The following is a 24,179-nucleotide window of genomic DNA, read 5'->3' on the forward strand; positions in this document are numbered from 1 at the left end:
GGCATGCCGTGGCAGGCCCTGAAAATAGTGTCGGTGAGCTAACCGTAGCTCACCGTGACGGTCACCCGTTATTTCGGGGGCAGGTATTCTACAACTTCCAGATCGAAACCGGATATCGCATTGAACTTCATCGGCGCACTCATCAGGCGCATCTTGCGCACACCGAGGTCGCGCAGGATCTGCGAACCGGCACCGACCGTACTGTAGGTGCTCGGTGCCTTGCTGGCAGCACCATCCGCCTCGCGAATATGTGCCAGCACCTCGTCGCCATCCAGCGAATGGCCCAGCAGCAGTACCACGCCACTGCCGGCGTTGGCCACTTCGGTCATTGCCGCACGCAGGCTCCAGCGACCGGGTTGACGCACCATCAGCAGGTCGCGCATCGGGTCCATGTTGTGCACGCGTACCAGGGTTGGCTCTTCCGGACAGATGGTGCCCAGGGTCAGGGCCATGTGCACGTCGCCTTCCACCGAATCCCGGAAGGTCACCAGATTGAACTGGCCCACTTCACTGTCCAGCGGCTGCTCGGCGATGCGGGTCACGGTACGTTCGTGGATCAGCCGGTAGTGGATCAGGTCGGCGATGGTGCCGATCTTGATGCCGTGCTGCTCGGCGAACACTTCCAGCTCCGGGCGACGGGCCATGGTGCCGTCGTCGTTCATGATCTCGCAGATCACTCCGCTCGGCTCGTAGCCGCCCATCCGAGCCAGGTCGCAGGCCGCTTCGGTATGCCCGGCGCGGGCCAGGGTGCCGCCGGGCTGGGCCATCAACGGAAAGATGTGGCCGGGGCTGACGATGTCTTCGGCAACCGCGTTCTTCGCCGCCGCAGCCTGCACGGTGCGAGCGCGGTCAGCGGCGGAGATACCGGTGGTGACGCCCTCGGCGGCTTCGATGGAAACGGTGAACTTGGTGCCGAACCCCGAGCCGTTGCGCGGTGCCATGAGGGGCAGCTTGAGGGTTTCGCAGCGCTCGCGGGTCATCGGCATGCAGATCAGGCCGCGGGCGAAGCGCGCCATGAAGTTGATGTGCTCGGCGGTCACGCATTCCGAGGCGATGATCAGGTCGCCTTCGTTCTCACGGTCTTCGTCATCCATGAGGATGACCATCTTGCCGGCGCGAATGTCTTCGACCAGCTCTTCGATACTGTTGAGTGCCATGGTGGCGGTGTCCTTAATTCTTCAGGTAGCCGTGTTCGGCGAGAAAACCTTCGGTGAGCCCTGCGCTGCTGGGCTCTGCCGCCTTGTCACCGAGCAGCAGGCGCTCCAGGTAACGGGCCAGCAGGTCGACCTCCAGATTCACCCGACGCCCGGGGCGGTAGTCAGCCATGATGGTCTCGGCCAGGGTGTGCGGCACGATGGTCAGCTCGAACTCGGCGCCATCCACGGCGTTCACCGTGAGGCTGGTACCGTCGACGGTGATCGAGCCCTTGTGGGCGATGTACTTGGCCAGCTCACGCGGGGCACGCACCCTGAACTGGATGGCGCGGGCGTTCTCCTCACGGGAGACGATCTCGCCGACGCCATCGACATGGCCGCTGACCAGGTGACCACCCAGGCGGGTGGTAGGCGTCAGCGCCTTTTCCAGATTGACCCGGCTGCCGCTCTTGAGGTCGATGAAGGCGGTACGCGCCAGGGTTTCCCGGCTGACGTCGGCCCAGAAGCCGTCACCCGGCAACTCCACGGCGGTCAGGCACACGCCGTTGACGGCGATGCTGTCGCCCAGGGCCACATCGCCCAGATCGAGTTTGGCGGTCTTGACGTAGACACGCACGTCGCCGCCCTTGGGGGTGATGGCGGCGATGCTGCCGATGGACGCGATGATTCCGGTGAACATAAGTGCTCCTCGTCAGACCGGCAGTTCTTTGAGCTTGCGCAGCGTATCGGCACAGGTGCGCGCGGCCTCGGCGCCCTTGACCAGGAAGTGCTCGCGGAAGAACGTCTGGTGCTCTTCACCGGCATGGAAATGATGGGGCGTGAGAACCGCCGAGAACACCGGCACGTCGGTTTCCAGTTGCACCTGCATCAGGCCCTCGATCACCGCCTGGGCGACGAACTCGTGACGGTAGATACCGCCATCGACCACCAGCCCGGCAGCGACGATGCCAGCATAACGACCGCTCTTGGCCAGGCGCTTGGCATGCAGGGGAATTTCGAAGGCGCCGCCGACTTCGAAGCAGTCGATCTCGCTCGCTGCATAGCCCTGGCGCTGCATTTCTTCGAGGAAGGCGTTACGGGACTGATCGACGATTTCGCGGTGCCAGCAGGCTTGCACGAAGGCAACCCGGCGCACGTGAGAAGCAATGGACATGTTCAACTCCTGTTTATGGTTAAAACAGGGCAGCTTGGATCGATAGGGACATTACGGACGTCGGCAGCCGCAAGGGCGCCTTGTCAGGCAATCCCGCTCTCTCTTCATCCGGACTATACCGTCGGCTCCGGAATCGCACCGGATCTGCTGGACCCCGGGCGGCTGGTGCCGTACCGGGCGCTCGCGGGCTAGATGCGTTGCGCACCATTACCGCCGGTGGGGAATCGCACCCCGCCCTGAGAACGTTGTGGCCACGCTGTGCGGCCGACAGGCGTTTTACCATAGTTGCCGTGGCGGTGCACGGAGGGCGTGCCCCAGCGGCAACGCTCAGTCGCCGGAATCGGGCACCGCGATGATGCGCCAATCGTCACCCACGGCGCGCATATCGACGATCTTCAACGCTTTGGCCTCGGCCATCCGCGCCAGGGGCAGATCGAGTAACGGCCTGGCACTGGAGCCGAGGAACTTGGGCGCGACGAACAACTGGTACTCATCGACCAGCCCCAGACGGGCGAACGCACCGGCGAGTTTCGGCCCGGCCTCGACCAATACCTCGTTGGCACCACGGCCTGCCAGCTCCTGCAGCAATTTGCGCAAGTCGACATGGCCGTTGTTGCCGGGCATCGCCAGGAGTTCGTGGCCATCGTCGAGATAACGGTCGCGCGACGTCGCCGCCGCGCAGGTCGCCACCAGTGCCGGCCCCACCTGGAAGAACGGTGCACTCAGCGGTACCCGCAAGCGCCCGTCGATCAGCACGCGCAATGGCGGGCGAGCCTGAGCCAGCGCCGTGAGCTCGGCGCCCAGGCCCAGTTCGTCGGGACGCACCGTCAGACGCGCCGCATCGGCCAGCAACGTATCGGCCCCAGTCAGTACCACGCTGGAGCGCGCCCGCAACCGCTGCACCGCTGCGCGAGCGGCTGGCCCGGTGATCCACTGGCTTTCGCCGCTGGCCATGGCGGTGCGCCCGTCCAGGCTCATGGCCAGCTTGACCCGCACCAGCGGCAAGCCCTTTTCCATGCGTTTGACGAAGCCGGCATTGAGCGCCCGCGCCTCGCTTTCCAGCACGCCGCTCTGCACCGAGATGCCGGCGTTCATCAGCCTCAGCAGGCCACGACCGGCCACCTGCGGATTGGGATCCTGCATGGCCGCGACGACCCTCGCGACGCCTGCCTCGACCAAGGCATCGGCGCAAGGCGGCGTACGTCCGTGGTGGCTGCAGGGTTCGAGGGTGACGTAGGCGGTAGCACCACGCGCCTTGTCACCGGCCTGGCGCAGCGCATGAACCTCGGCATGGGGCTCGCCAGCCTTGGCGTGCCAGCCCTCACCGACGATCTTGCCGTCGCGCACGATCACGCAACCGACACGGGGATTGGGATGGGTGGAATACAGCCCCTTGCGCGCCAGCTCGAGCGCGCGCGCCATGAATGCCTGATCGCTGGTGCTCATCTCAGTCCTGATTGGGCTCGCGGGAAAGACGGTCGATTTCCTCGCGGAATTCGTTGAGATCCTGGAAGCGCCGGTACACCGAGGCGAAACGAATGTAGGCCACTTCGTCGAGCTTCTGCAGTTCGGTCATCACCAGTTCGCCCAGCACCAGCGACTTGATCTCGCGCTCGCCGGTGGCCCGCAGGCGGTGCTTGATATGGGCGATGGCCGCCTCCAGCCGCTCGATGCTCACCGGACGTTTCTCCAGTGCGCGCTGCATGCCTGCTCGCAGCTTGTCTTCGTCGAAGGGCTGGCGGCTGCCGTCCTGCTTGATCAGACGCGGCATCACCAGTTCGGCGGTCTCGAACGTGGTAAAGCGTTCACCGCAGGCCAGGCACTCTCGGCGGCGACGCACCTGATCGCCCTCGGCGACCAGACGGGAATCGATGACTTTGGTGTCGTTGGCGGAGCAAAAGGGGCAATGCATGGTCGGGAAAGCCAGGCGGGAAAGCCAGCATGGTAGCGCATCCCCCCGGCCCGGTGCCAAGCGCCGCAGGGCCACTTTCCTTTGCATTCGCCGTTGGCTATGGGGAGAATCCAGCCACTGCCCCGAGGAATTCCCCATGCCATTGCGCCCGCTCGCCCTGCTCAGTCTCGCCGCCTTGCTCGCCGCCTGCGCCAGCGAAACACCGCCACCCGCCGCACCACCCGCAGCGCCTGCGCCGAAACAGGAGCCAGCGGCAACGCCGGCACACCTGCGTGACCTCACCGGCACGCTACTCGACGTGCCAGCGGGCGCCGATGTGGAGCTGGCCCTGCTGACCATCAACGAACGCGGTCTGCCTAACAAGCTGCTGGGTAACATCCAGCTGCGCGGAACCGGCGCGCCGCTGCCGTTTCGCCTGCAGTTCAACCCCGAGAACTTCGACCAGGGCATCCGCGTGGAACTGCGTGGCCGGGTTCATCAGTCCGGCAAGCTGGTGCTGCACATGCCTAGCCAGTTGATCCGCCAGCCACAAAGCCAGGCGCTCGGCGAAGTACGCGTAACACCCGCGCTGTGACACCACCGCGCCACCTGCAGGCGGCCCTGAGTGAGCTGCTCGGCGATGCCCACCTGAGCGCGACCGCCCTGCCGGGTAGCGACCTGCGCCTGTGGTTGATCGACCCGGCGAACATGGATCGCTGCTTCAGCCCCGAGGAAACCCGGCGTATTCTCGAGGAGCCGCCTTACTGGTGCTTCTGCTGGGCCAGCGGCCTGGTGCTGGTGGACTGGCTGGCCCAGCACCCGCAATGGGTACGCGGCAAACGAGTACTGGATGTCGGTGCTGGCTCCGGCGTGGCAGCCATTGCCGCCATGCGAGCAGGCGCGGCGCAGGTGGTGGCCTGCGATCTGGACCCGCTTGCGCTGGCGGCCTGCAAGGCCAACGCCGAACTCAATGGCGTGCAGCTGGAGTATTCCAGCGACCTGTTCGCCGAGCGGCGCGACTACGACCTGGCGATAGTCGCCGACGTGCTCTACGACCGCGCCAACCTGCCCCTGCTCGACCGCGTTCTCGAACATGCCCGACAGGTGCTGGTGGCCGACTCGAGAGTGCGCGACTTCAGCCACCCGGCCTACCGCCGCATCGGCGGCCTGGAGGGCTGTACCTGGCCGGACCTGGCTGAGCCCGAAACCTTCCGCCACGTCAGCCTCTATCATGCCGACGGCGGCCCCTTGTAGCCGCGCACCGGCGCCCACATTTATAGTCATCTCCAATTAACCACTTTCCGCCCGGACAGAGACCGACCATGAGCGACACCCCGTACATCTTCGATATCAATGGCGCCGTCCAGTTTGAACAGCTGGTGATCGAGAACTCGTTCAGCAAACCGGTACTGGTGGACTTCTGGGCCGACTGGTGTGCGCCGTGCAAGGCGTTGATGCCCCTGCTGACGCAGATCACCGAGGGCTATCAGGGCGAACTGCTGCTGGCCAAGGTCAACTGCGATATCGAACAGGAAATCGTCGCGCGCTTCGGCATCCGCAGCCTGCCGACCGTGGTGCTGTTCAAGAATGGCCAGCCGGTCGACGGTTTTCAGGGGGCGCAACCCGAGTCGGCGATCCGCGCCCTGCTCCAGCCCCATGTTCCAGAACCTCAGGCGCCCGAGGCCGATCTGCTGGACGTCGCCCAGGAAGCCTTCGCCGATGGCCGCATCGGCGAAGCCGAAGCCCTGCTCAAGCAAAAGCTCGGCGAGGACAACAGCAACGCTGCCGCACTGATTCTGTATGCACGCTGCCTGGCAGAGCGCGGCGAACTGGGTGAGGCGCAACAGGTACTCGATGCCGTCCAGGGTGATGAACACAAACAGGCCCTGGCCGGAGCCCGCGCGCAACTGACCTTCCTGCGTGAAGCGGCCGATCTGCCGGATGCCGCCACCCTGAAGAGCCGTCTGGCGCAGAACGCCGAGGACGACGAAGCCGCCTATCAACTGGCCATTCAGCAGCTCGCCCGCCAGCAGTATGAGCCGGCTCTGGACGCCCTGCTGAAACTCTTCGTGCGCAACCGCAACTACGCCGACGGCCTGCCGCACAAGACGTTGCTGCAGGTGTTCGACCTGCTCGGCAACGACCACCCGCTGGTAACCACCTACCGCCGCCGGGTGTATCAGGCGCTCTATTGATTCCGAGAACCTGTCCCGTAGCCGACTGTGTGAAAACTACTGCGCTCGATCATGCGGCCTGGTAGGAACCCGCCTGCGGGCGATGTAACGTTGATTTCGACATCGCTATCGCCGGCAAGCCGGCTCCTACCGATACCTGCCGGCTACGGCTGCTCTACCCAGCAATAAACCGGCGCATCCGGGCCGGTTTCCATGCGCACCTGCTCGCAATGACGCAGGCGCACCAACAACCGCTTGCCCGCCACCTCACCGCCAGCCAGTGCGGCCAGTTGCGCCAGCAACTGCGGCCCCTCGATGCGTCCGGCCCGGCGCAACAACTCGAGCACCGTTTGCCATTGCCCGTCCTGATCGGGCTGAACGGCCTGAGGGCTAACAGCGGCCGGGCTCTGCAGCGACCCCGGCACGGCGGCCGCCAGCTGCGCCCAGTCCTGGGGGTCGAGCTCCACCGTCAAATCCACCGGCCAGTCACCGATCCGTCCACGTATACGCACCATCACCACCTCCGAACTTTCCGGATGCCATGCTCCCACAGGCAGGCAAACCAAGCATCCCCTCTATCTCCGTCCATAAATTTGTTATAACGTATCAACAACTTTCACGCACCGGAGCCCTCTCATGCGCCGCCTACTGCTCGCCCTGCCCTTCGCCCTGCTTCCCCTGGCCGCTGCTCACGCGCAGAATCATGACCACGATCACGACCATGAACACGGTAGCCTCGGCAAGCATGAGCACGGCGTCGCCACGCTGAACGTCGCGCTCGAGGGCAACGAGCTGGAGATCGAACTGGAAAGCCCGGCCATGAACATCGTCGGTTTCGAGCACGCGGCAACCAGCGAGGCCGACAAGAAAACCGTCGCTGCCGCTCGCGCCTTGCTGGAAAAACCACTCGCCCTGTTCAGCCTGCCCGCTGCTGCCGGTTGCAGCCTCACCGAGCATGAACTGAAAAGCCCGCTGTTCGGCAACGATGACCATGATCACGATGAAGCTGCCGCTGGCCACGATCACGACCATGAGCACAGCGACATCGATGCCGACTACAGCTTCACCTGCAAGCAGCCGGACGCCCTGAAGACGCTCGACCTGTCGGCCTTCTACAAGCAGTTCCCGGCGACCCAGAAGATCAACGTGCAACTGATCGGCCCAAGCGGCCAGCAAGGTGTCGAGTCGACGCCAGCCAATGCACAATTGAAGTTCTGATCGGCCTCGCGGACGCCTCCAGCTGGAGGCGTTTGCATTCGCACATGTCCTGCAACACCCCTCGGGGCAGCATTTCGCGCCCATAGGGGCACCTGTAAAAACGTAGGCGAGGCAGTCAGCGCGAGGCAAAACAGGCAAACGAGTATTTTGATTGGACTCGCATTCGAGCCTGTTTTTAACGTCACGATGACAACGCAGGTAGTTTTTAGAGGTGCCCATGACTGGCACACTTGCCCCCGTCACCTCAATCGCCAGCAGCCCCCATGACCTCAGCACTGATCGAACTCACCGACCTCGGCTTCGCCTGGCCCGGCCAGGACGAGCTTCTGGATATTCCGAACTTTCATCTGCAGCGCGGCGAGACCCTGTTTCTCAAGGGCCCCAGCGGCAGTGGCAAGACCACCCTGCTCGGATTGCTCGGCGGTGTGCAGAAACCTGGCCGAGGCAAGATTCGTCTGCTCGGCGAGGATCTCGCCGCCCTCTCGGCCGCCCGCCGGGATCGTTTCCGTGTCGACCACACCGGCTACATCTTCCAGCAATTCAACCTGCTGCCCTTTCTCAGCGTTCGCGCCAACGTCGAGCTGCCCTGCCGCTTCTCCAGCCTTCGCGCACAACGTGCAGCGCAGCGCTATGGCAGCGTGGATCAGGCGGCGGCGAAACTGTTGGAACACCTCGGCCTGCGCCCGGAGTTGCTCGAACGGCGTGCGGATTCGCTGTCCATCGGCCAGCAACAGCGCGTAGCCGCGGCTCGCGCACTGATCGGCCAGCCGGAACTGGTGATTGCCGACGAACCGACTTCGGCGCTGGACGCCGATGCGCGTCAGGCGTTCCTCGAGCTGCTGTTCGGCGAATGCCGTGATGTCGGCGCCAGCCTGCTGTTCGTCAGCCACGACCAGAGCCTGGCCCCGCTGTTCGACCGCAGCCTGTCGCTGGCCGAACTGAACCGCGCCAGCAAACCCCAGGAGGTCTGAGGTGTTCCTGTTACGACTCGCCTTGGCCAGTCTGGCCAACCGCCGCTTCACCGCTCTGCTCACGGTCTTCGCCATCGCCCTGTCGGTGTGTCTGCTGCTCGCCGTGGAGCGGGTGCGCACCGAAGCCCGCGCCAGCTTCGCCAATACCATCAGTGGTACCGACCTGATCGTCGGCGCCCGTTCCGGCAGCGTGAATCTGCTGCTGTACTCGGTGTTCCGTATCGGCAATGCCACCAACAACATCCGCTGGGACAGTTTCGAGAAGCTCGCCGCGCACCGCCAGGTCGACTGGGCCATCCCGATTTCCCTGGGCGACTCGCACCGGGGCTACCGGGTGATGGGCACCGACACGGGTTATTTCGACCATTACCACTATGGTCGTGGCCAGGCATTGCAGGTTGCCCAGGGCGAACGCTTTCACGATCTGTTCGACGTGGTGCTTGGCGCCGAAGTGGCCCAGGCCCTGAACTACAAGCTCGGCGACAAACTGGTGCTGTCCCATGGCGTGGCGGCCATCAGCCTGCAGCAACACGATGACAAGCCGTTCGTGGTCAGCGGCATCCTCGCCCGCACCGGCACGCCCGTGGATCGCACCCTGCATATTTCCCTGGAGGGCATGGAAGCGCTGCATGTCGACTGGCAGAACGGTGTCCCCGCCCGCGGTGCTGGCAAGATAAGCGCTGAACAGGCCCGTGAGATGAATCTGCAGCCCAAGGCCATCACCGCGGTGATGCTCGGCCTGAAGAGCAAGATCGCCACTTTCGCAGTCCAGCGCGAGGTCAACGAGTACCGCGGCGAACCGCTGCTGGCGATTCTCCCTGGCGTTGCCCTGCAGGAATTGTGGAGCCTGATGGGCACGGCGGAGAAGGCGCTGTTCGTGGTGTCGCTGTTCGTCGTACTGACTGGGTTGATCGGCATGCTCACGGCCATCCTCACCAGCCTCAACGAGCGGCGCCGGGAGATGGCCATCCTGCGTTCGGTGGGCGCACGGCCGTGGCACGTCGCCAGTTTGCTGATCCTCGAAGCCTTCTCGCTGGCAGTGGCTGGCGTCGTCGCCGGTGTCGCCCTGCTGTACGGCGGCATCGCCGGTGCACAGGGCTATGTGCAGGCCAACTACGGGCTGTATCTGCCATTGAGTGCACCGACACCCTATGAGTGGACGCTGCTCGGCGCTATTCTGGCGGCCGCTCTGCTGATGGGCTGCGTACCGGCCTGGCGGGCCTATCGGCAGTCATTAGCAGATGGTCTGTCCATCCGCCTCTGAGAACCTACTCACGATCGGCTGCGCGTCGGCCCTGCGGCGTTGAAAACAAGCTCGGAAAGCTCATTTACATCAGTAAACTCCGCTTCCTCGCTTATTTTCACCTTGCAGGGCTCTAGCTCGCACAATCGTGAATAGGTTCTGAATATTCGGAGCCGGCAGCGGCTCCGTTTTCAATCAAGAGGTAGTGTCATGTTTCGCGCTCTGCTCATCGCCCTTCTCATGACCCTGGCGGCTCCGCTATGGGCAGCCGAACTGCGTACGCTGAACTGGCAGGAGCTGATCCCCAAGGATGCACCGCCGCAGATCGCCCAGATGACGCCGATGCATGACATGTCGCAGTTGGGTGACGCGCTGTCCGAAGGGGGCGCCGCTTCTCTGCAGCAGTTTCCGTCCGCGCCGGTGGTCAAGGAGATGGAAGGCCAGCAGGTCAAGATTCCGGGCTACATCGTGCCGCTGGACGTGACCGAGGAAGGCCGTGTTACCGAGTTCCTGCTGGTGCCCTACTTCGGCGCCTGCATCCACGTACCGCCACCACCCTCCAACCAGATCATCCATGTCACCGCCGAACTGGGCGTGCTGCTCGACGCGCTGTACCAGCCGTTCTGGATCGAGGGCCCACTGAAGGTCGAGCACAGCAGCAGCGAGCTGGCCGAAGTCGGTTATCAGATGGCAGCGGACAAGATCTACCCGTACGAGCTGCCGGCCAACTGACATCGTGGCAAAAAGTCGCACCCTGCCGGCCATGAGCATTGAGCTGAGTCAAAGGACGCTTCGCCAGGCGCCCTAACCTGACGTCATCCGAGATTATCGTATGACCCGTTAGGAGCTCACCATGTACAAGTCGCTGTTCTCTGCCTCTCTGATCGCCCTGGCGCTGGCTGCCCCTGCGGCGCAGGCGCACCAGGCCGGAGATATCCTCGTGCGCGCGGGCGCCATCACGGTCAATCCGAAGGCCGAGAGTTCCACGGTCAAGGTCGACCGTGGCGGCCTCGCCGGTACCGACCTGGGCGGCAAGGCGACCATGAGCAGTGACACGCAGCTGGGCCTCAACTTCGCCTACATGCTCACCGACAACATCGGCCTCGAGCTGCTTGCCGCAACACCGTTCGAACACGACGTGAAAATCAAGGGAACCGCGCTGGATGCCGCCAACGGTAAACTCGGCACCTTGAAACACCTGCCGCCGACCCTGAGCGTGGTCTACTACCCGCTCGACTCGAAATCGGTGTTCCAACCCTATATCGGCGCCGGCATCAACTACACCTGGATCTACGACGAGCACGTGGGCAGCCGCGCCACCTCGGCCGGCTTCGACAATTTCCGGGCGAAGAATTCCTGGGGCCTGGCCTGGCAGATCGGTGCCGACTACATGCTCACCGACAACCTGCTGATCAACGCCCAGGCGCGCTACATCGACATCGACACCACCGCCTATGTCGACCATCCCGGCCTCGGCGTGCGCGCCAAGGTCGACGTCGACGTCGATCCGTTCGTGTACATGGTTGGCCTGGGCTACAAGTTCTAAGCGCGCGACAAGGCGACAGCGGACATCGTTATGGCGCCGTGACGCGGCGCCTTGGTGGGCGCCGCCTGCAGTTCGCAGTGGGAGCGGGCCGCGCCCGCGATTCGCGCGCATGGCGCGCTCCCACAATGACGAAGCTGGCGCCTTGTCAAAGCCCGATAACGCAGAAAGCCGGCATTGCCGGCTTTCTGCGTTTCAGGAACATGGCAGCTCAGCTATTGAGCAACGCGGCCAGCCCATCGCGCAATGTGGTCTGCGCGGGCAACTGATAATGCGTGGCCAGGCGACCATTGTCTGCGCGGGAATGACGGATGTCGCCCGCCCGTGGATCGAGGTGGGTGACTGCCGGCAGGCCGCCAAGCAGCTCGCCGATCTGCGCCAGCAGTTGCTTGAGGCTTACGGTCTGGTTCCAACCGACGTTCACCGCGCCTTGCGCTACCTGCTCGGCGTCCAGCGCCTGCTGCAGCAACTCGACCAGATCGGCGACATAGAAGAAATCGCGGGTCTGCTCACCGTCGCCGAACACACTGATCGGCAGCCCCTGCTGGGCGCGCTGAGTGAAGATGCTGATCACCCCGGAATACGGCGAGGACGGATCCTGACGCGGGCCGAAGACGTTGAAGAAGCGGAAGATCGCCGGCTCCAGGCCATGCTGGCGCGCGTAGAACTCCAGGTAATGTTCGCTGGCCAGCTTGTCGGCTGCATAGGGCGTCAGCGGTGCCTTGGCGGTGTTTTCATCGATCGCCAGCCCCTCCCCGTTGTTGCCGTAGACCGCGGCGCTGGAGGCGAACACCACACGTCGCACGCCGTGCTCGCGCATGGCCTCGCAGATGTTCAGGGTGCCGATGAAATTGCTCTGGTGAGTACTGACCGGATCGTCCACCGACGCCTGCACCGACGCCACGGCGGCGAGATGCACCACCGCGCCACAGCCGGCCACGGCGCGACTGACGAGCCCGGCGTCTGCCACATCGCCCTCGATGAAGGTCAGCCGCGGATCGTTCACCGGCAGATTGGCCAGTTTGCCCATGGACAGGTTGTCCAGCACACGAACGCTGTGGCCGCGCGCCAGCAGGGCGTCGATCAGGTTGGAGCCGATGAAACCGGCACCGCCGGTAACGAGAATGGGTCGATCAGACATGACGATAGTACTGCTCCAGCAGGCTCGGCAGGCCGGCACGCCAGGCGCGCGGCTTGACGCCGAAGGTGTGAAGGATTTTCTTGCACGACATCACGCCGTGCTGCGGCTCTTCGGCAGCGTCGCCCCGCAGGGCGTGGGCCTGGCCGGATATCTCCTCGAGGAGGTTCTGGCGCATGTGCCGTGCCTCGCCCAGGATCGCCTGACCGAGTGCCAGCGATGTAGTCGCCTCATGCCCGCCGTAGTGGTAAGTGCCCCACAGCGGCGCAGCGCAATCGAGCTGCTTGAGCACGGCCAGAATGACTCGGGCGGCATCGTCTACCGGCGTCGGGTTGCCTCGCCGATCATCGGCCAGGAACAGCGCTTCTTCGCGCTCGGCGCGCACCAGAAAACGCGCCAGCAGCCCATCCGGGCTGTCATCGAGCAACCAGCCGAAGCGCAGCAGCACATGCCGCGGGCACAGGGCTCGGACACTCTGCTCCATGCGGGCCAGCACCTGCCCCCGCAAGCCGAGCGGCTGCGCCTCATCCTTTTCGTTGTATGCGGTGGCGCGAGCGCCGTCGAACACACGGTAGCTGGACGGTTGCAGCAGACGAATATCGTGATGCTGACAGAGCTCGGCAAGGCGTTCCACGGCGCGTTCCTGCGCGACGAAACGCTCCTCGCTGACCTGCGAAGCCTGGAACCAGTCGAAATAATAGGCAAGGTTGATCACCGCATCGGGGCGGGTATCGTCGACCAACTGGGTCAGGCTGGCGGCATCCCAACCCTGGGCCGGCGGGCGGGGTGCGAGGAAACCGATGTCTTCTTCGGCTCCCAGGCGAATCAACGCCCGACCCAGCGTACTGCCGCCACCCAGTAACAACAGGCGCATGCGCATAACGAAACTAGAGGCTCCACAATCAGGTTTGAGCGTGCACCGCGCAATGGCGCGCCAGCCGCTGAATTCTCGGCAGATCCCGGACGGTTCAGCCCTATGGCCTGCATTTTGCTGTTTTTACCCCGCGGCGTCATCAACCACGAACTACCTTGACGCACGTCGATGGATCAAGGACACCTGGTCACTGAATCGGCATCCCCGGCAACCGCAGCCGGATGCGGTGGTCATAGTGCCAAGCGAAGAAGAGATGAAAGGACAGAAAATTTGAGAAAGCTGATGTTCCTGGCCTGCTGCGCGGTACTCGCCTACGGCCTGTTCCGACCGGAGCCGCCGCCGGACCTGTTCGACGAATCGGACAAATTCCTCCACCTGCTGGCCTTTGCCGGCCTGTCGCTGGTCAGCCGTATCGCCTTCCCGACCGTGCCAGGCTGGGCGCTCTGGAGCCTGCTCTACATTCAGGCGCCGCTGCTGGAATGGCTGCAGCACTACTTCCAGCCTAGTCGCGAATTCAGCCAGCTGGACGTTCTTGCCAACCTGTGCGGCATCAGCATCGCGCTGGTGCTGTGGATCTGCCAGGGCCTGCTGCGCAAACGCTTCTTCAGCCCAGCCTGAAATTGGCAGCAAGCGAAACGAAAAAGGCCCCGCATTGCGGGGCCTCTTGCTGTCACGGCTGACGATCAGAACGGAATATCGTCATCGAAACTGTCGTAGTCCTGAGCCGGCTGCGGCTTCTGCTGTTGCGGAGCGGACTGGCGCGGAGCCTGTTGCTGCGGCTCGCGCTGCGGTGCCGGGCGCGACTGACGCGGGGCGGAGTCGCCACCGCCAGCGTTGTCCGGACGGCCACCAAGCAGCTGCATGGTGCCCTGCATGTCGACGATGATTTCAGTGGTGTAACGCTTCACACCGTCCTTTTCCCACTCGCGGGTCTGCAGCTTGCCCTCGATGTAGACCTGAGAACCCTTGCGCAGATACTCACCGGCAATTTCCGCAACCTTGCCGAACAGCGAAACACGGTGCCACTCGGTCTTTTCGACCTTCTGCCCGGTCTGCTTGTCCGTCCACTGCTCGCTGGTAGCCAGACTCAGGTTGGTCACGGCGTTGCCGCTGGGCAGATAGCGCGTTTCCGGATCCTGTCCGCAGGTACCGACCAGAATGACTTTGTTAACCCCACGGGCCATAACGCTCTCCTACTTTCAGCACGTCACCGGCGCCGCTTCGATCAAGCGCTGCAGCGACGTGCGATCCAATTGTTGGGTATCCACTTTCACATAAATGGCGGCTTCTTCGGCCACCACGACGGCATCCGCCACTCCGGGCACTGCCTGAATTCGCTCGGCCAGACCTGCTTCCTGTAACGCCGCAGTCGATAGCGGCAAACGCAGGCTGGTTACATACGGCGGTTCGCGCATAGTAACAGCAAAGGCCAGCCAAAGAAGCGTCAACAGCGCACAGCCACCGAACACGCCGGGCAGACCATGATGCTGATACAGCCAGCCACCCATGATGCCGCCCAGGGCCGAGCCGAGGAACTGGCTGGTCGAATAGACCCCCATCGCGGTGCCTTTGCCACCTGCTGGCGCCACCTTGCTGATCAGCGATGGCAGCGAGGCCTCCAACAGGTTGAACGCGGTGAAGAACACCACGATGCCAAGCACCAGATTGCGCAAACCATGGCCGAACGCCCAGAAATACAGCTCACAGCAAAGCAGGACGATCACCGAGCCGATCAGCACACGGCGCATCTGACGCTTCTTCTCGCCGTAGATGATGAATGGCACCATCAGGAAAAAACCACCGAGCAGTGCGGTCAGGTACACCCACCAGTGCTGCTCCTTGGGCAAGCCGCCCTGCTCCACCAGAGCCAGCGGCAGAGCGATGAAGCTGGCCATCAGGATGGCGTGCAATGCGAAGATGGCGAAGTCCAGACGCAGCAGGTCAGGATGCTTGAGGGTCGGCCACAGCGCCTGTTTGGCGACCCCGGATTCACGGTGCTGCAGCGGCCCGGCGCTGGATGGCACCAGGCCGGCGACAATCACTATCCCCAGCAGCGCCATGGCGCCAGTGGCCAGGAACAGGCCGGACAACCCGAACGCCCGGGTCAGCAGCGGCCCGACCACCATGGCGACGGCGAAGGACAGACCGATGCTCATGCCGATCATGGCCATCGCCTTGGTGCGGTGCTGTTCGCGGGTCAGATCGGACAGCAGCGCCATTACCGCCGCGGAAATCGCCCCGGCGCCCTGCAGCACGCGACCGGCGATCACCCCCCAGATGGAGTCGGCGTTGGCCGCCAGCAGACTGCCTGCGGCAAACACCACGAGGCCGAAGTAGATAACCGGTCGCCGACCGATGCGATCGGACAGCACACCGAAGGGAATCTGCAGAAAGGCCTGGGTCAGGCCGTAGGCGCCGATGGCCAGGCCGATCAGAGCCGGGGTTGAACCGGCGAGCTCTTGCCCATAGGTAGCCAATACCGGCAGTACCATGAACATGCCCAGCATGCGGAATGCGAATACCAGTGCCAGCCCACCGGCTGCCCGAGTCTCCGCGCCACTCATGCGTTCGCTGTGCGAATCGCGCATCGTCGATAACCTGTTGAAACAAGCCAGCGATTCTACCAGTCGAAACCCTACTGGCACAGCAGCGGCGCTTTGCCGCACGGCTGTCGCCCCCCGTATACTCGGCGGTTTATCCGCCCGCCACGCGAGGCTGCGACCAGAGCCTTTCTTTTACGAAGCGATGACAACGTAGGCAGCTTTTAGAGGTTCCTTGTGGACAAGATTTTGATCCGGGGTGCTCGCACCCACAACCTGAAGAACATCGACCTGACCCTGCCACGCGACAAGCTGATCGTGATCACCGGCCTGTCCGGCTCGGGCAAGTCATCCCTGGCGTTCGACACTCTGTATGCCGAGGGTCAGCGCCGTTACGTCGAGTCGCTGTCGGCCTATGCCCGGCAGTTCCTGTCGATGATGGAAAAGCCCGACGTCGACACCATCGAAGGCTTGTCGCCGGCCATCTCCATCGAGCAGAAGTCCACCTCGCATAACCCGCGCTCGACGGTCGGCACCATCACCGAGATCTACGATTACCTGCGCCTGCTCTATGCACGCGCTGGCCAACCGCGCTGCCCGGATCACGATCTGCCACTGGAAGCGCAAACCGTCAGCCAGATGGTCGACCAAGTGCTCGCCCTGCCCGAAGGCAGCAAGCTGATGCTGCTGGCTCCGGTGATTCGCGAGCGCAAGGGCGAGCACTTGGCCGTGTTCGACGAGCTGCGCGCCCAGGGCTTCGTGCGTGTACGGGTCAACGGCAAGCTCTATGAGCTGGATGAGTTGCCGAAGCTCGACAAGCAGAAGAAGCACAGCATCGATGCCGTGGTCGACCGCTTCAAGGCGCGTGGCGATCTGCAGCAGCGCCTGGCCGAGTCGTTCGAGACGGCACTCAAGCTGGCCGATGGCCTGGCCCTGATCGCGCCCATGGAAGGCGAAGACGGTGAGGAGATCATCTTTTCCGCGCGCTTCGCCTGCCCGGTGTGCGGCCACTCGATCAGCGAGCTGGAACCCAAGCTGTTCTCCTTCAACAACCCGGCCGGTGCCTGCCCGACCTGCGATGGCCTGGGCGTGAAGCAGTTCTTCGATGCCAAGCGCCTGGTCAACGCCGAGCTGACCCTGGCCGAAGGCGCGATACGCGGCTGGGACAGACGCAACGTTTACTACTTCCAGATGCTCGGCTCGCTGGCCTCGCATTACGGCTTCAGCCTGGACACGCCTTTCGGCGAGCTGGACAACGACCACCAGAAAGTGATTCTCGGTGGTAGCGGCTCGCAGAACGTCGACTTCAAGTACCTCAACGACCGGGGCGACATCGTCAAGCGCTCGCATCCGTTCGAAGGCATCGTGCCCAACCTAGAGCGCCGCTATCGCGAGACCGAGTCGACCAGCGTGCGCGAAGAACTGGCCAAGTTCCTCAGCACCCAGCCCTGCCCCGACTGCCGTGGCACTCGCCTGCGTCGTGAAGCGCGTCACGTCTGGGTCGGCGAGAAGACCCTGCCGGCGGTGACCGGCATGCCGATCGGTTCGGCCAGCGACTACTTCGGGGGCCTGACCCTGGAAGGTCGACGTGGCGAGATCGCCAGCAAGATTCTCAAGGAAATCTGCGAACGCCTGCAGTTCCTGGTCAACGTCGGCCTCGACTACCTGACCCTGGATCGCAGCGCTGACACCCTGTCCGGTGGTGAGGCGCAGCGCATTCGCCTGGCCAGCCAGATCGGCGCCGGCCTGGTGGGCGTCATGTACATCCTCGACGAGCCCTCCATCGGCCTGCACCAGCGCGACAATGAGCGCCTGCTCGGCACCTTGCGCCACCTGCGCGATATCGGCAATACGGTGATCGTGGTCGAGCACGATGAGGACGCCATCCGCATGGCCGACTACGTGGTCGACATCGGCCCGGGCGCAGGGGTGCACGGCGGCCGGATCGTCGCCGAAGGCACGGCAGAAGAAGTCATGGCCCATCCGGACTCGGTAACCGGCAAGTACCTGTCCGGCCGGGTCAAGATCGCCGTGCCGGCCAAACGCACACCGCGCAACAAGAAGCTGTCGCTGAAGATCAAGGGCGCCCGCGGCAACAACCTGCAGAACGTCAACCTGGATATCCCCATCGGCCTGCTGACCTGCGTGACCGGTGTATCGGGCTCGGGCAAGTCGACGCTGATCAACAACACCCTGTTCCCGCTCAGCGCCACCGCACTGAACGGCGCCACCACGCTGGAAGCGGCGGCCCACGACAGCATCGACGGCCTGCAGCATCTGGACAAGGTGGTGGACATCGACCAAAGCCCCATCGGTCGTACGCCGCGCTCCAACCCGGCCACCTATACCGGGCTGTTCACGCCGATCCGCGAGCTGTTCGCCGGTGTTCCCGAATCGCGCTCGCGGGGTTACGGCCCAGGGCGCTTCTCGTTCAACGTCAAGGGTGGGCGCTGCGAAGCCTGCCAGGGCGATGGCCTGATCAAGGTGGAGATGCACTTCCTGCCGGATATCTACGTGCCCTGCGACGTGTGCAAGAGCAAGCGTTACAACCGCGAGACACTGGAGATCAAGTACAAGGGCAAGAGCATCCACGAAGTGCTGGAGATGACCATCGAGGACGCCCGCGATTTCTTCGATGCAGTACCGGCACTGGCGCGCAAGCTGCAGACGCTGATGGACGTGGGCCTTTCGTACATCAAGCTGGGGCAGTCGGCGACTACTCTGTCCGGAGGCGAGGCGCAGCGGGTCAAGTTGTCACGCGAGCTGTCCAAGCGTGATACCGGCAAGACCCTGTACATCCTCGACGAGCCGACCACCGGCCTGCACTTCGCCGATATCCAGCAGTTGCTGGACGTGCTGCACCGCCTGCGCGATCACGGCAACACCGTGGTGGTGATCGAGCACAACCTCGACGTGATCAAGACCGCCGACTGGCTGGTAGATCTCGGCCCGGAGGGCGGTTCCAAGGGTGGCCAGATCATTGCCGTCGGCACGCCCGAAGAAGTCGCCGAAATGCCGCAATCGCATACCGGGCACTTCCTCAAGCCGCTGCTGGAGCGTGATAGGGCCTGACCCAGCGGCCTGAAACGAAAACGCCCCGCAGATGCGGGGCGTTTTTTTGCCGCGATTCTTACATCTGGCTTTGCAGGTACTTTTCCAGGCCCAGCTTGCCGATCAGTTGCAGCTGAATCTCCAGCCAGTAGGCGTGATCTTCCTCGGTGTCCTTGAGCTGCAGCAGCAGGATGTCGCGGCTCTGATAATCCTGATGGCGCTCGCACAGCTCGATACCCTTGCTCAACGCTGCACGCACCTGATACTCGAGGGCCAGGTCCAGCTTCAGCGCATCGGGCACTGTCTGGCCGAAGGTGAAGGCATCGGGAACCATGTCCGGCACGCCTTCCAGGAAGATGATGCGCTTGAGCAGCGCGTCGGCGTGCTGAGTCTCTTCTTCCATCTCGTGATTGATGCGCTCGTAGAGTTTGGTGAAACCCCAGTCCTCGTATAGACGCGAGTGGATGAAGTACTGATCGCGCGCGGCCAGCTCGCCTTTCAACAGGGTTTTGAGGTAATCGATGACTTCGATGTGGCCCTTCATGGGGGAAAATCCTTGGTGCAGCGGATGGAATGGGTGAATGCTCGACCCATCATCCGTCGCGGTCAAGTAAAAAGCACAACGCCCCCGTGAGGAGGCGTTGGTTACAGCGGCTCACCAGGCCGGACGCAAGCGCCCGGACGGGAATCAGGCGAGGTCGAAACGGTCGAGGTTCATGACCTTGGTCCAGGCAGCCACGAAGTCTTCGATGAAGCGGGCATCGGCACTGGCATAGACTTCGGCCTGGGCGCGCAGGATGGCGTTGGAGCCGAACACCAGATCGACACGCGTGCCGGTCCACTTCACCTCACCGCTTTTGCGATCGCGCCCTTCGTACAGATTGGCGTCGCCTGGCACTGCCTTCCACGCCGTACCCATGTCGAGCAGGTTGACGAAGAAGTCATTGCTCAGCGCCCCCGGCCTGTCGGTGAGCACACCGTGGCCAGCACCACCCACGTTGATATTGATCGAGCGCAGGCCACCGATCAGCACGGTCAACTCAGGCGCGGTCAAGGTCAAAAGCTGCGCCTTGTCGATCAGCAACGCTTCGGCGGGTACGCTGTAGCGCCCCTTGAGGTAGTTGCGGAAACCGTCGGCGATCGGCTCGAGCACGGCGAAGGATTCGACATCGGTCTGCTCCTGCGAGGCATCCGCCCGCCCGGCCGAGAACGGCACGTTGACGGCGTGACCGGCCTGGCTGGCGGCCTGCTCGATACCGGCATTACCGGCCAGCACGATCAGATCGGCCAGGCTGACCTGCTTGCCGCCGGTGGCGGTGCGGTTGAACTCGCCACGGATACCCTCGAGCGTCGCCAGAACCCCGGCCAGTTGCTCGGGCTGATTGGCAGCCCAATCCTTCTGCGGTGCGAGGCGCAGGCGTGCACCGTTGGCACCGCCGCGCTTGTCGGATCCACGGAAGGTGGACGCCGAAGCCCAGGCCGTGCCGACCAGTTCGGAGACCGACAGACCGGAGGCCAGCACGCGGGCCTTCAGCGCGGCGACGTCCGCCTCGTCGATCAGCGGGTGGTGAACAGTCGGCAGAGGATCTTGCCAGAGCAGGTCTTCCTTCGGCACTTCCGGCCCCAGATAACGCGATTTCGGACCGAGGTCACGGTGGGTCAGCTTGAACCATGCGCGAGCGAAGGCTTCGGCGAATGCCTGCGGGTTATCCAAGAAGCGCCGCGAAATCTTCTCGTAAGCTGGGTCGACGCGCAGCGACAGGTCGGTGGTCAACATGGTCGGCAGACGCTTCTTAGAGGGATCGTGAGCGTCGGGGATGATCGCATCGGCGCCTTTGGCCACCCACTGGTGAGCGCCCGCCGGGCTCTTGGTCAGCTCCCACTCGAACTTGAACAGGTTCTCGAAGAAGTTGTTGCTCCACTGCGCAGGCGTGGTCGTCCAGGTCACTTCCAGACCGCTGGTGATCGCATCACCGGCTTTCCCGCTACCGAACGAGCTGGCCCAACCCAGACCCTGCTCTTCGAGACCGGCGGCCTCGGGCTCGGCACCAACGTTGTCCGCAGGTCCAGCACCATGGGTCTTGCCGAAGGTGTGACCGCCAGCGATCAGCGCGACGGTCTCTTCATCATTCATGGCCATGCGCGCGAACGTCTCGCGGATGTCATGGGCTGCCGCGAGCGGATCGGGGTTACCCTCCGGGCCCTCCGGGTTGACGTAGATCAGCCCCATCTGCACGGCAGCGAGCGGATTCTCGAGATTGCGGCCCTGACTGTCGGTGCGATCGTGCTCCTGGCCATGCAGCTCTTCATCGGCCACGACCACGCCGGTATCGTCATCACGGCCTGCAGCGCCCTTGCCGTAGCGGTTATCGCCGCCCAGCCAGGTCTTCTCGGTACCCCAATAGACGTCCTGATCCGGCTCCCAGGTGTCCTGCCGCCCACCAGCGAAGCCGAACGTACGGAAGCCCATGGTCTCCAGAGCGACGTTGCCGGTCAGCACCAACAGGTCGGCCCAGGAAATCTTCTGACCATATTTCTGCTTGATCGGCCACAGAAGGCGGCGCGACTTGTCGATGTTGACGTTATCCGGCCAGCTGTTGAGCGGTGCGAAACGCTGCTGTCCACGCCCGGCGCCGCCGCGGCCGTCGCCAGTACGGTAGGTACCGGCAGCGTGCCAGGCCATACGGATGAATTGCGGACCATAGTGGCCGAAGTCAGCTGGCCACCAGTCCTGGGAGTCGGTCATCAACGCGCGCAGATCTTTTTTCAGCGCTTCGTAATCCAGCGATTGGAAGGCTTCGGCATAGTTGAACGTCTCACCCAACGGGTTGGACTTGGAGGAATGCTGGTGCAGCAGGTCGACACGCAGTTGGTTCGGCCACCAGTCGCGATTACCGGTACCACCGCCAGCGGTATGCTTCGGCGTTGTCTCGGAAGCGCCTCCCGAGAAAGGGCATTTACCTTCGGTCTTCTCACTCATCATCTATCTCCTTACCAGGCCTGATCGTTCCCGACTGAGCGGGATTGGCATTGAGTATCGACGAGCGGTAGCGAACTCTCAAATGAATAAGACCTTACAGACCGATAGTTTTTAACTAAAAATTAGGCATAAAAAAACCGGGCCTGAGCCCGGTTTTTCTTGCAACGATGCCTTACTCGGCAGCTTCTACTGCGCCGCCGACCGGACGGTCAACCAGCTCAACATAAGCCATCGGGGCATTGTCACCAGCGCGGAAACCGCACTTGAGGATACGCAGGTAACCGCCCTGACGGGTGGCGTAGCGCTTGCCCAGATCGTTGAACAGTTTGCCAACGATGGCTTTCGAACGAGTACGGTCGAAAGCCAGACGACGGTTGGCAACGCTGTCTTCTTTAGCCAGGGTGATCAGCGGCTCGGCAACGCGACGCAGTTCCTTGGCTTTCGGCAGAGTAGTTTTGATCAGCTCATGCTCGAACAGCGATACCGCCATGTTTTGAAACATGGCCTTGCGGTGAGCGCTGGTGCGGCTGAGGTGACGGCCACTTTTACGATGACGCATGGTTCAATTCCTTACCAAACTTCACGTTCGGTGATGATGACGATCAGGCAGTCGCCTTATCGTCTTTCTTCAGACTTGCCGGCGGCCAGTTGTCGAGGCGCATACCGAGGGACAGACCACGGGAAGCCAGAACGTCCTTGATTTCAGTCAGGGATTTCTTGCCCAGGTTCGGCGTTTTCAACAGCTCTACTTCGGTGCGCTGGATCAGGTCACCGATGTAGTAGATGTTTTCTGCCTTGAGGCAGTTGGCCGAACGAACGGTCAGTTCCAGGTCATCAACCGGACGAAGCAGGATCGGGTCGATCTCGTCTTCCTGTTCGATTACAACAGGTTCGCTGTCACCTTTGAGGTCGACGAATGCAGCCAACTGCTGTTGCAGGATGGTTGCAGCACGACGGATGGCCTCTTCAGGATCCAGGGTACCGTTGGTTTCGAGGTCGATAACCAGTTTGTCCAGGTTGGTACGCTGCTCAACACGAGCGTTTTCCACCACGTAGGACACGCGACGCACCGGGCTGAAGGAAGAGTCGAGCTGCAAGCGACCAATGCTGCGGCTCTCATCTTCATCACTCTGGCGCGAATCAGCTGGCTCATAGCCGCGACCACGAGCTACTACGAGCTTCATGTTCAGCGCGCCATTGGAGGCCAGGTTGGCGATAACGTGGTCGCCGTTGACGATTTCAACATCATGATCCAGCTGAATATCGGCAGCGGTTACGACGCCAGAGCCCTTCTTCGCCAGAGTCAGTGTAACTTCGTCTCGACCGTGCAGCTTGATTGCCAGACCTTTAAGGTTGAGCAGGATTTCAATTACGTCTTCCTGAACACCTTCGATGGCGCTGTACTCATGGAGTACACCGTCAATCTCGGCCTCGACTACTGCACAGCCAGGCATGGAGGACAACAGGATGCGACGCAGCGCGTTGCCCAGGGTATGGCCGAAACCACGCTCGAGAGGCTCGAGAGTGATCTTGGCGCGGGTCGGACTGACCACCTGCACATCGATGTGGCGGGGGGTCAGGAACTCATTTACCGAAATCTGCATGGATGCACCTATTTTCTAGCCCTTACTTGGAGTAGAGCTCGACAATCAGGCTTTCGTTGATGTCAGCGGAGAGATCACCGCGAGCCGGGACGCTTTTGAAAACGCCAGACTTCTTCTCGGTATCTACATCTACCCATTCAACGCGGCCACGCTGGGCACACAGCTCGAGAGCTTGAACGATGCGCAGCTGATTCTTCGATTTCTCACGAACTGCAACCACGTCGCCAGCTTTAACCTGGAACGACGGTACGTTTACAGTCTTACCGTTGACGCTGATCGCTTTGTGCGAAACCAGCTGACGGGATTCGGCGCGGGTAGCACCGTAGCCCATACGGTAAACAACGTTATCCAGACGGCATTCGAGCAGTTGCAGCAGGTTCTCACCAGTAGCGCCTTTCTTGCCGGCAGCTTCTTTGTAATAACCGCTGAATTGACGCTCGAGGACGCCATAGATACGACGAACTTTTTGCTTCTCGCGCAGCTGGGTGCCGTAGTCGGACTGACGGCCACGGCGCTGGCCGTGGATACCTGGGGCTGCTTCGATGTTGCACTTCGATTCCAGAGCGCGAACGCCGCTTTTCAGGAAAAGATCTGTGCCTTCACGACGAGACAGTTTGCATTTGGGACCAATGTAACGAGCCATTT

Annotated in this window: 25 protein-coding genes and 1 riboswitch; of the genes, 10 read left to right on the plus strand and 15 right to left on the minus strand. The window is 62.8% G+C overall.

Features of this window, described 5'->3' with window-relative positions; translation table 11 throughout:
- Positions 1-68 precede the first annotated feature (68 nt).
- The 5 genes from ribBA to nrdR all read right to left on the minus strand — a co-directional run bounded on the left by ribBA (position 69) and on the right by nrdR (position 4,219).
- On the minus strand, positions 69-1,157 hold the full coding sequence (gene ribBA, locus ACT9T4_RS13940) for a bifunctional 3,4-dihydroxy-2-butanone-4-phosphate synthase/GTP cyclohydrolase II (protein ID WP_042553285.1): 1,089 nt from the start codon (positions 1,155-1,157) through the stop codon (positions 69-71).
- A gap of 13 nt (positions 1,158-1,170) precedes the next feature.
- Positions 1,171-1,833, minus strand: a complete 663-nt coding sequence (locus ACT9T4_RS13945; RefSeq protein WP_042553286.1) for a riboflavin synthase — start codon at positions 1,831-1,833, stop codon at positions 1,171-1,173.
- Positions 1,834-1,845: 12 nt separating this feature from the next.
- Positions 1,846-2,307 carry a 6,7-dimethyl-8-ribityllumazine synthase gene (locus ACT9T4_RS13950; protein ID WP_042553287.1) on the minus strand — a complete coding sequence of 154 codons (462 nt, stop codon included), beginning with the start codon at positions 2,305-2,307 and terminating at the stop codon, positions 1,846-1,848.
- A 91-nt stretch (positions 2,308-2,398) separates the two neighbouring features.
- Positions 2,399-2,555: riboswitch (FMN riboswitch) on the minus strand.
- A 79-nt stretch (positions 2,556-2,634) separates the two neighbouring features.
- Complete coding sequence (gene ribD, locus ACT9T4_RS13955) at positions 2,635-3,753, minus strand: bifunctional diaminohydroxyphosphoribosylaminopyrimidine deaminase/5-amino-6-(5-phosphoribosylamino)uracil reductase RibD (RefSeq protein ID WP_179539145.1); 1,119 nt, start codon at positions 3,751-3,753, stop codon at positions 2,635-2,637.
- Between the two features lies 1 nt (position 3,754).
- Positions 3,755-4,219: a transcriptional regulator NrdR gene (gene nrdR / locus ACT9T4_RS13960; RefSeq protein WP_042553289.1), complete on the minus strand. Its 465-nt coding sequence runs from the start codon at positions 4,217-4,219 to the stop codon at positions 3,755-3,757.
- A gap of 136 nt (positions 4,220-4,355) precedes the next feature.
- Between nrdR and ACT9T4_RS13965 the strand changes: the two genes are divergently transcribed.
- The 3 genes from ACT9T4_RS13965 (at position 4,356) to trxA (ending at position 6,393) form a co-directional block, all read left to right on the plus strand.
- Positions 4,356-4,793, plus strand: coding sequence for a YbaY family lipoprotein (locus ACT9T4_RS13965; protein WP_042553290.1), 438 nt, complete (start codon positions 4,356-4,358; stop codon positions 4,791-4,793).
- Positions 4,790-5,452 carry a class I SAM-dependent methyltransferase gene (locus ACT9T4_RS13970; protein ID WP_042553291.1) on the plus strand — a complete coding sequence of 221 codons (663 nt, stop codon included), beginning with the start codon at positions 4,790-4,792 and terminating at the stop codon, positions 5,450-5,452. The genes ACT9T4_RS13965 and ACT9T4_RS13970 overlap by 4 nt, the downstream gene beginning before the upstream one ends.
- Positions 5,453-5,520: 68 nt before the next feature.
- Positions 5,521-6,393: a thioredoxin gene (gene trxA, locus ACT9T4_RS13975; protein WP_042553292.1), complete on the plus strand. Its 873-nt coding sequence runs from the start codon at positions 5,521-5,523 to the stop codon at positions 6,391-6,393.
- Between the two features lie 143 nt (positions 6,394-6,536).
- Here trxA and ACT9T4_RS13980 read toward each other — a convergent pair whose 3' ends face one another.
- Positions 6,537-6,887 (minus strand): hypothetical protein, encoded by a 351-nt coding sequence (locus ACT9T4_RS13980; protein ID WP_179539146.1) that lies wholly within the window; start codon positions 6,885-6,887, stop codon positions 6,537-6,539.
- A gap of 121 nt (positions 6,888-7,008) precedes the next feature.
- Here ACT9T4_RS13980 and ACT9T4_RS13985 point away from each other — a divergent pair, with 121 nt between their 5' ends.
- The 5 genes from ACT9T4_RS13985 (at position 7,009) to ACT9T4_RS14005 (ending at position 11,350) form a co-directional block, all read left to right on the plus strand.
- Positions 7,009-7,590 (plus strand): DUF2796 domain-containing protein, encoded by a 582-nt coding sequence (locus ACT9T4_RS13985; RefSeq protein ID WP_179539147.1) that lies wholly within the window; start codon positions 7,009-7,011, stop codon positions 7,588-7,590.
- A gap of 263 nt (positions 7,591-7,853) precedes the next feature.
- Complete coding sequence (locus ACT9T4_RS13990) at positions 7,854-8,561, plus strand: ABC transporter ATP-binding protein (protein ID WP_179539148.1); 708 nt, start codon at positions 7,854-7,856, stop codon at positions 8,559-8,561.
- Between the two features lies 1 nt (position 8,562).
- On the plus strand, positions 8,563-9,825 hold the full coding sequence (locus ACT9T4_RS13995; protein ID WP_499117521.1) for an ABC transporter permease: 1,263 nt from the start codon (positions 8,563-8,565) through the stop codon (positions 9,823-9,825).
- A gap of 189 nt (positions 9,826-10,014) precedes the next feature.
- The gene (locus ACT9T4_RS14000) at positions 10,015-10,536 is read left to right on the plus strand and encodes a DUF3299 domain-containing protein (protein ID WP_042553297.1); all 522 of its coding nucleotides are present in this window, start codon (positions 10,015-10,017) and stop codon (positions 10,534-10,536) included.
- 121 nt (positions 10,537-10,657) lie between these two features.
- Complete coding sequence (locus tag ACT9T4_RS14005) at positions 10,658-11,350, plus strand: OmpW/AlkL family protein (protein WP_042553298.1); 693 nt, start codon at positions 10,658-10,660, stop codon at positions 11,348-11,350.
- Between the two features lie 208 nt (positions 11,351-11,558).
- Here ACT9T4_RS14005 and ACT9T4_RS14010 read toward each other — a convergent pair whose 3' ends face one another.
- Both ACT9T4_RS14010 and ACT9T4_RS14015 read right to left on the minus strand, forming a co-directional pair.
- Complete coding sequence (locus tag ACT9T4_RS14010) at positions 11,559-12,488, minus strand: NAD-dependent epimerase/dehydratase family protein (RefSeq protein ID WP_042553299.1); 930 nt, start codon at positions 12,486-12,488, stop codon at positions 11,559-11,561.
- Complete coding sequence (locus ACT9T4_RS14015) at positions 12,481-13,365, minus strand: sugar nucleotide-binding protein (RefSeq protein WP_042553300.1); 885 nt, start codon at positions 13,363-13,365, stop codon at positions 12,481-12,483. Before ACT9T4_RS14015 ends, ACT9T4_RS14010 begins: the two co-directional genes overlap by 8 nt.
- Positions 13,366-13,629: 264 nt before the next feature.
- Here ACT9T4_RS14015 and ACT9T4_RS14020 point away from each other — a divergent pair, with 264 nt between their 5' ends.
- Positions 13,630-13,977, plus strand: a complete 348-nt coding sequence (locus ACT9T4_RS14020; RefSeq protein ID WP_156152684.1) for a VanZ family protein — start codon at positions 13,630-13,632, stop codon at positions 13,975-13,977.
- A gap of 65 nt (positions 13,978-14,042) precedes the next feature.
- Here ACT9T4_RS14020 and ACT9T4_RS14025 read toward each other — a convergent pair whose 3' ends face one another.
- Positions 14,043-14,543, minus strand: a complete 501-nt coding sequence (locus tag ACT9T4_RS14025) for a single-stranded DNA-binding protein (protein WP_042553302.1) — start codon at positions 14,541-14,543, stop codon at positions 14,043-14,045.
- Positions 14,544-14,558: 15 nt separating this feature from the next.
- On the minus strand, positions 14,559-15,947 hold the full coding sequence (locus tag ACT9T4_RS14030; RefSeq protein WP_042553303.1) for an MFS transporter: 1,389 nt from the start codon (positions 15,945-15,947) through the stop codon (positions 14,559-14,561).
- A gap of 189 nt (positions 15,948-16,136) precedes the next feature.
- On the opposite strand from ACT9T4_RS14030, the gene uvrA reads away from it, so the two are divergent.
- Positions 16,137-18,971 carry an excinuclease ABC subunit UvrA gene (uvrA, locus tag ACT9T4_RS14035; protein WP_285404127.1) on the plus strand — a complete coding sequence of 945 codons (2,835 nt, stop codon included), beginning with the start codon at positions 16,137-16,139 and terminating at the stop codon, positions 18,969-18,971.
- A gap of 58 nt (positions 18,972-19,029) precedes the next feature.
- Here the strand turns inward: uvrA and bfr are convergent, their stop codons facing one another.
- From bfr to rpsD, 5 genes are all read right to left on the minus strand, one after another.
- Complete coding sequence (gene bfr / locus ACT9T4_RS14040) at positions 19,030-19,494, minus strand: bacterioferritin (protein WP_042552928.1); 465 nt, start codon at positions 19,492-19,494, stop codon at positions 19,030-19,032.
- Between the two features lie 144 nt (positions 19,495-19,638).
- Positions 19,639-21,933 (minus strand): catalase/peroxidase HPI, encoded by a 2,295-nt coding sequence (gene katG, locus ACT9T4_RS14045; protein WP_499117526.1) that lies wholly within the window; start codon positions 21,931-21,933, stop codon positions 19,639-19,641.
- 169 nt (positions 21,934-22,102) lie between these two features.
- Positions 22,103-22,489: a 50S ribosomal protein L17 gene (gene rplQ / locus ACT9T4_RS14050; RefSeq protein WP_042552930.1), complete on the minus strand. Its 387-nt coding sequence runs from the start codon at positions 22,487-22,489 to the stop codon at positions 22,103-22,105.
- A 43-nt stretch (positions 22,490-22,532) separates the two neighbouring features.
- Positions 22,533-23,534 carry a DNA-directed RNA polymerase subunit alpha gene (locus ACT9T4_RS14055; protein WP_042552931.1) on the minus strand — a complete coding sequence of 334 codons (1,002 nt, stop codon included), beginning with the start codon at positions 23,532-23,534 and terminating at the stop codon, positions 22,533-22,535.
- A 22-nt stretch (positions 23,535-23,556) separates the two neighbouring features.
- The gene (rpsD, locus tag ACT9T4_RS14060) at positions 23,557-24,177 is read right to left on the minus strand and encodes a 30S ribosomal protein S4 (RefSeq protein ID WP_042552932.1); all 621 of its coding nucleotides are present in this window, start codon (positions 24,175-24,177) and stop codon (positions 23,557-23,559) included.
- Positions 24,178-24,179: the final 2 nt, after the last annotated feature.

The sequence above is a fragment of the Pseudomonas sp. SZ40 genome, assembly GCF_052958135.1.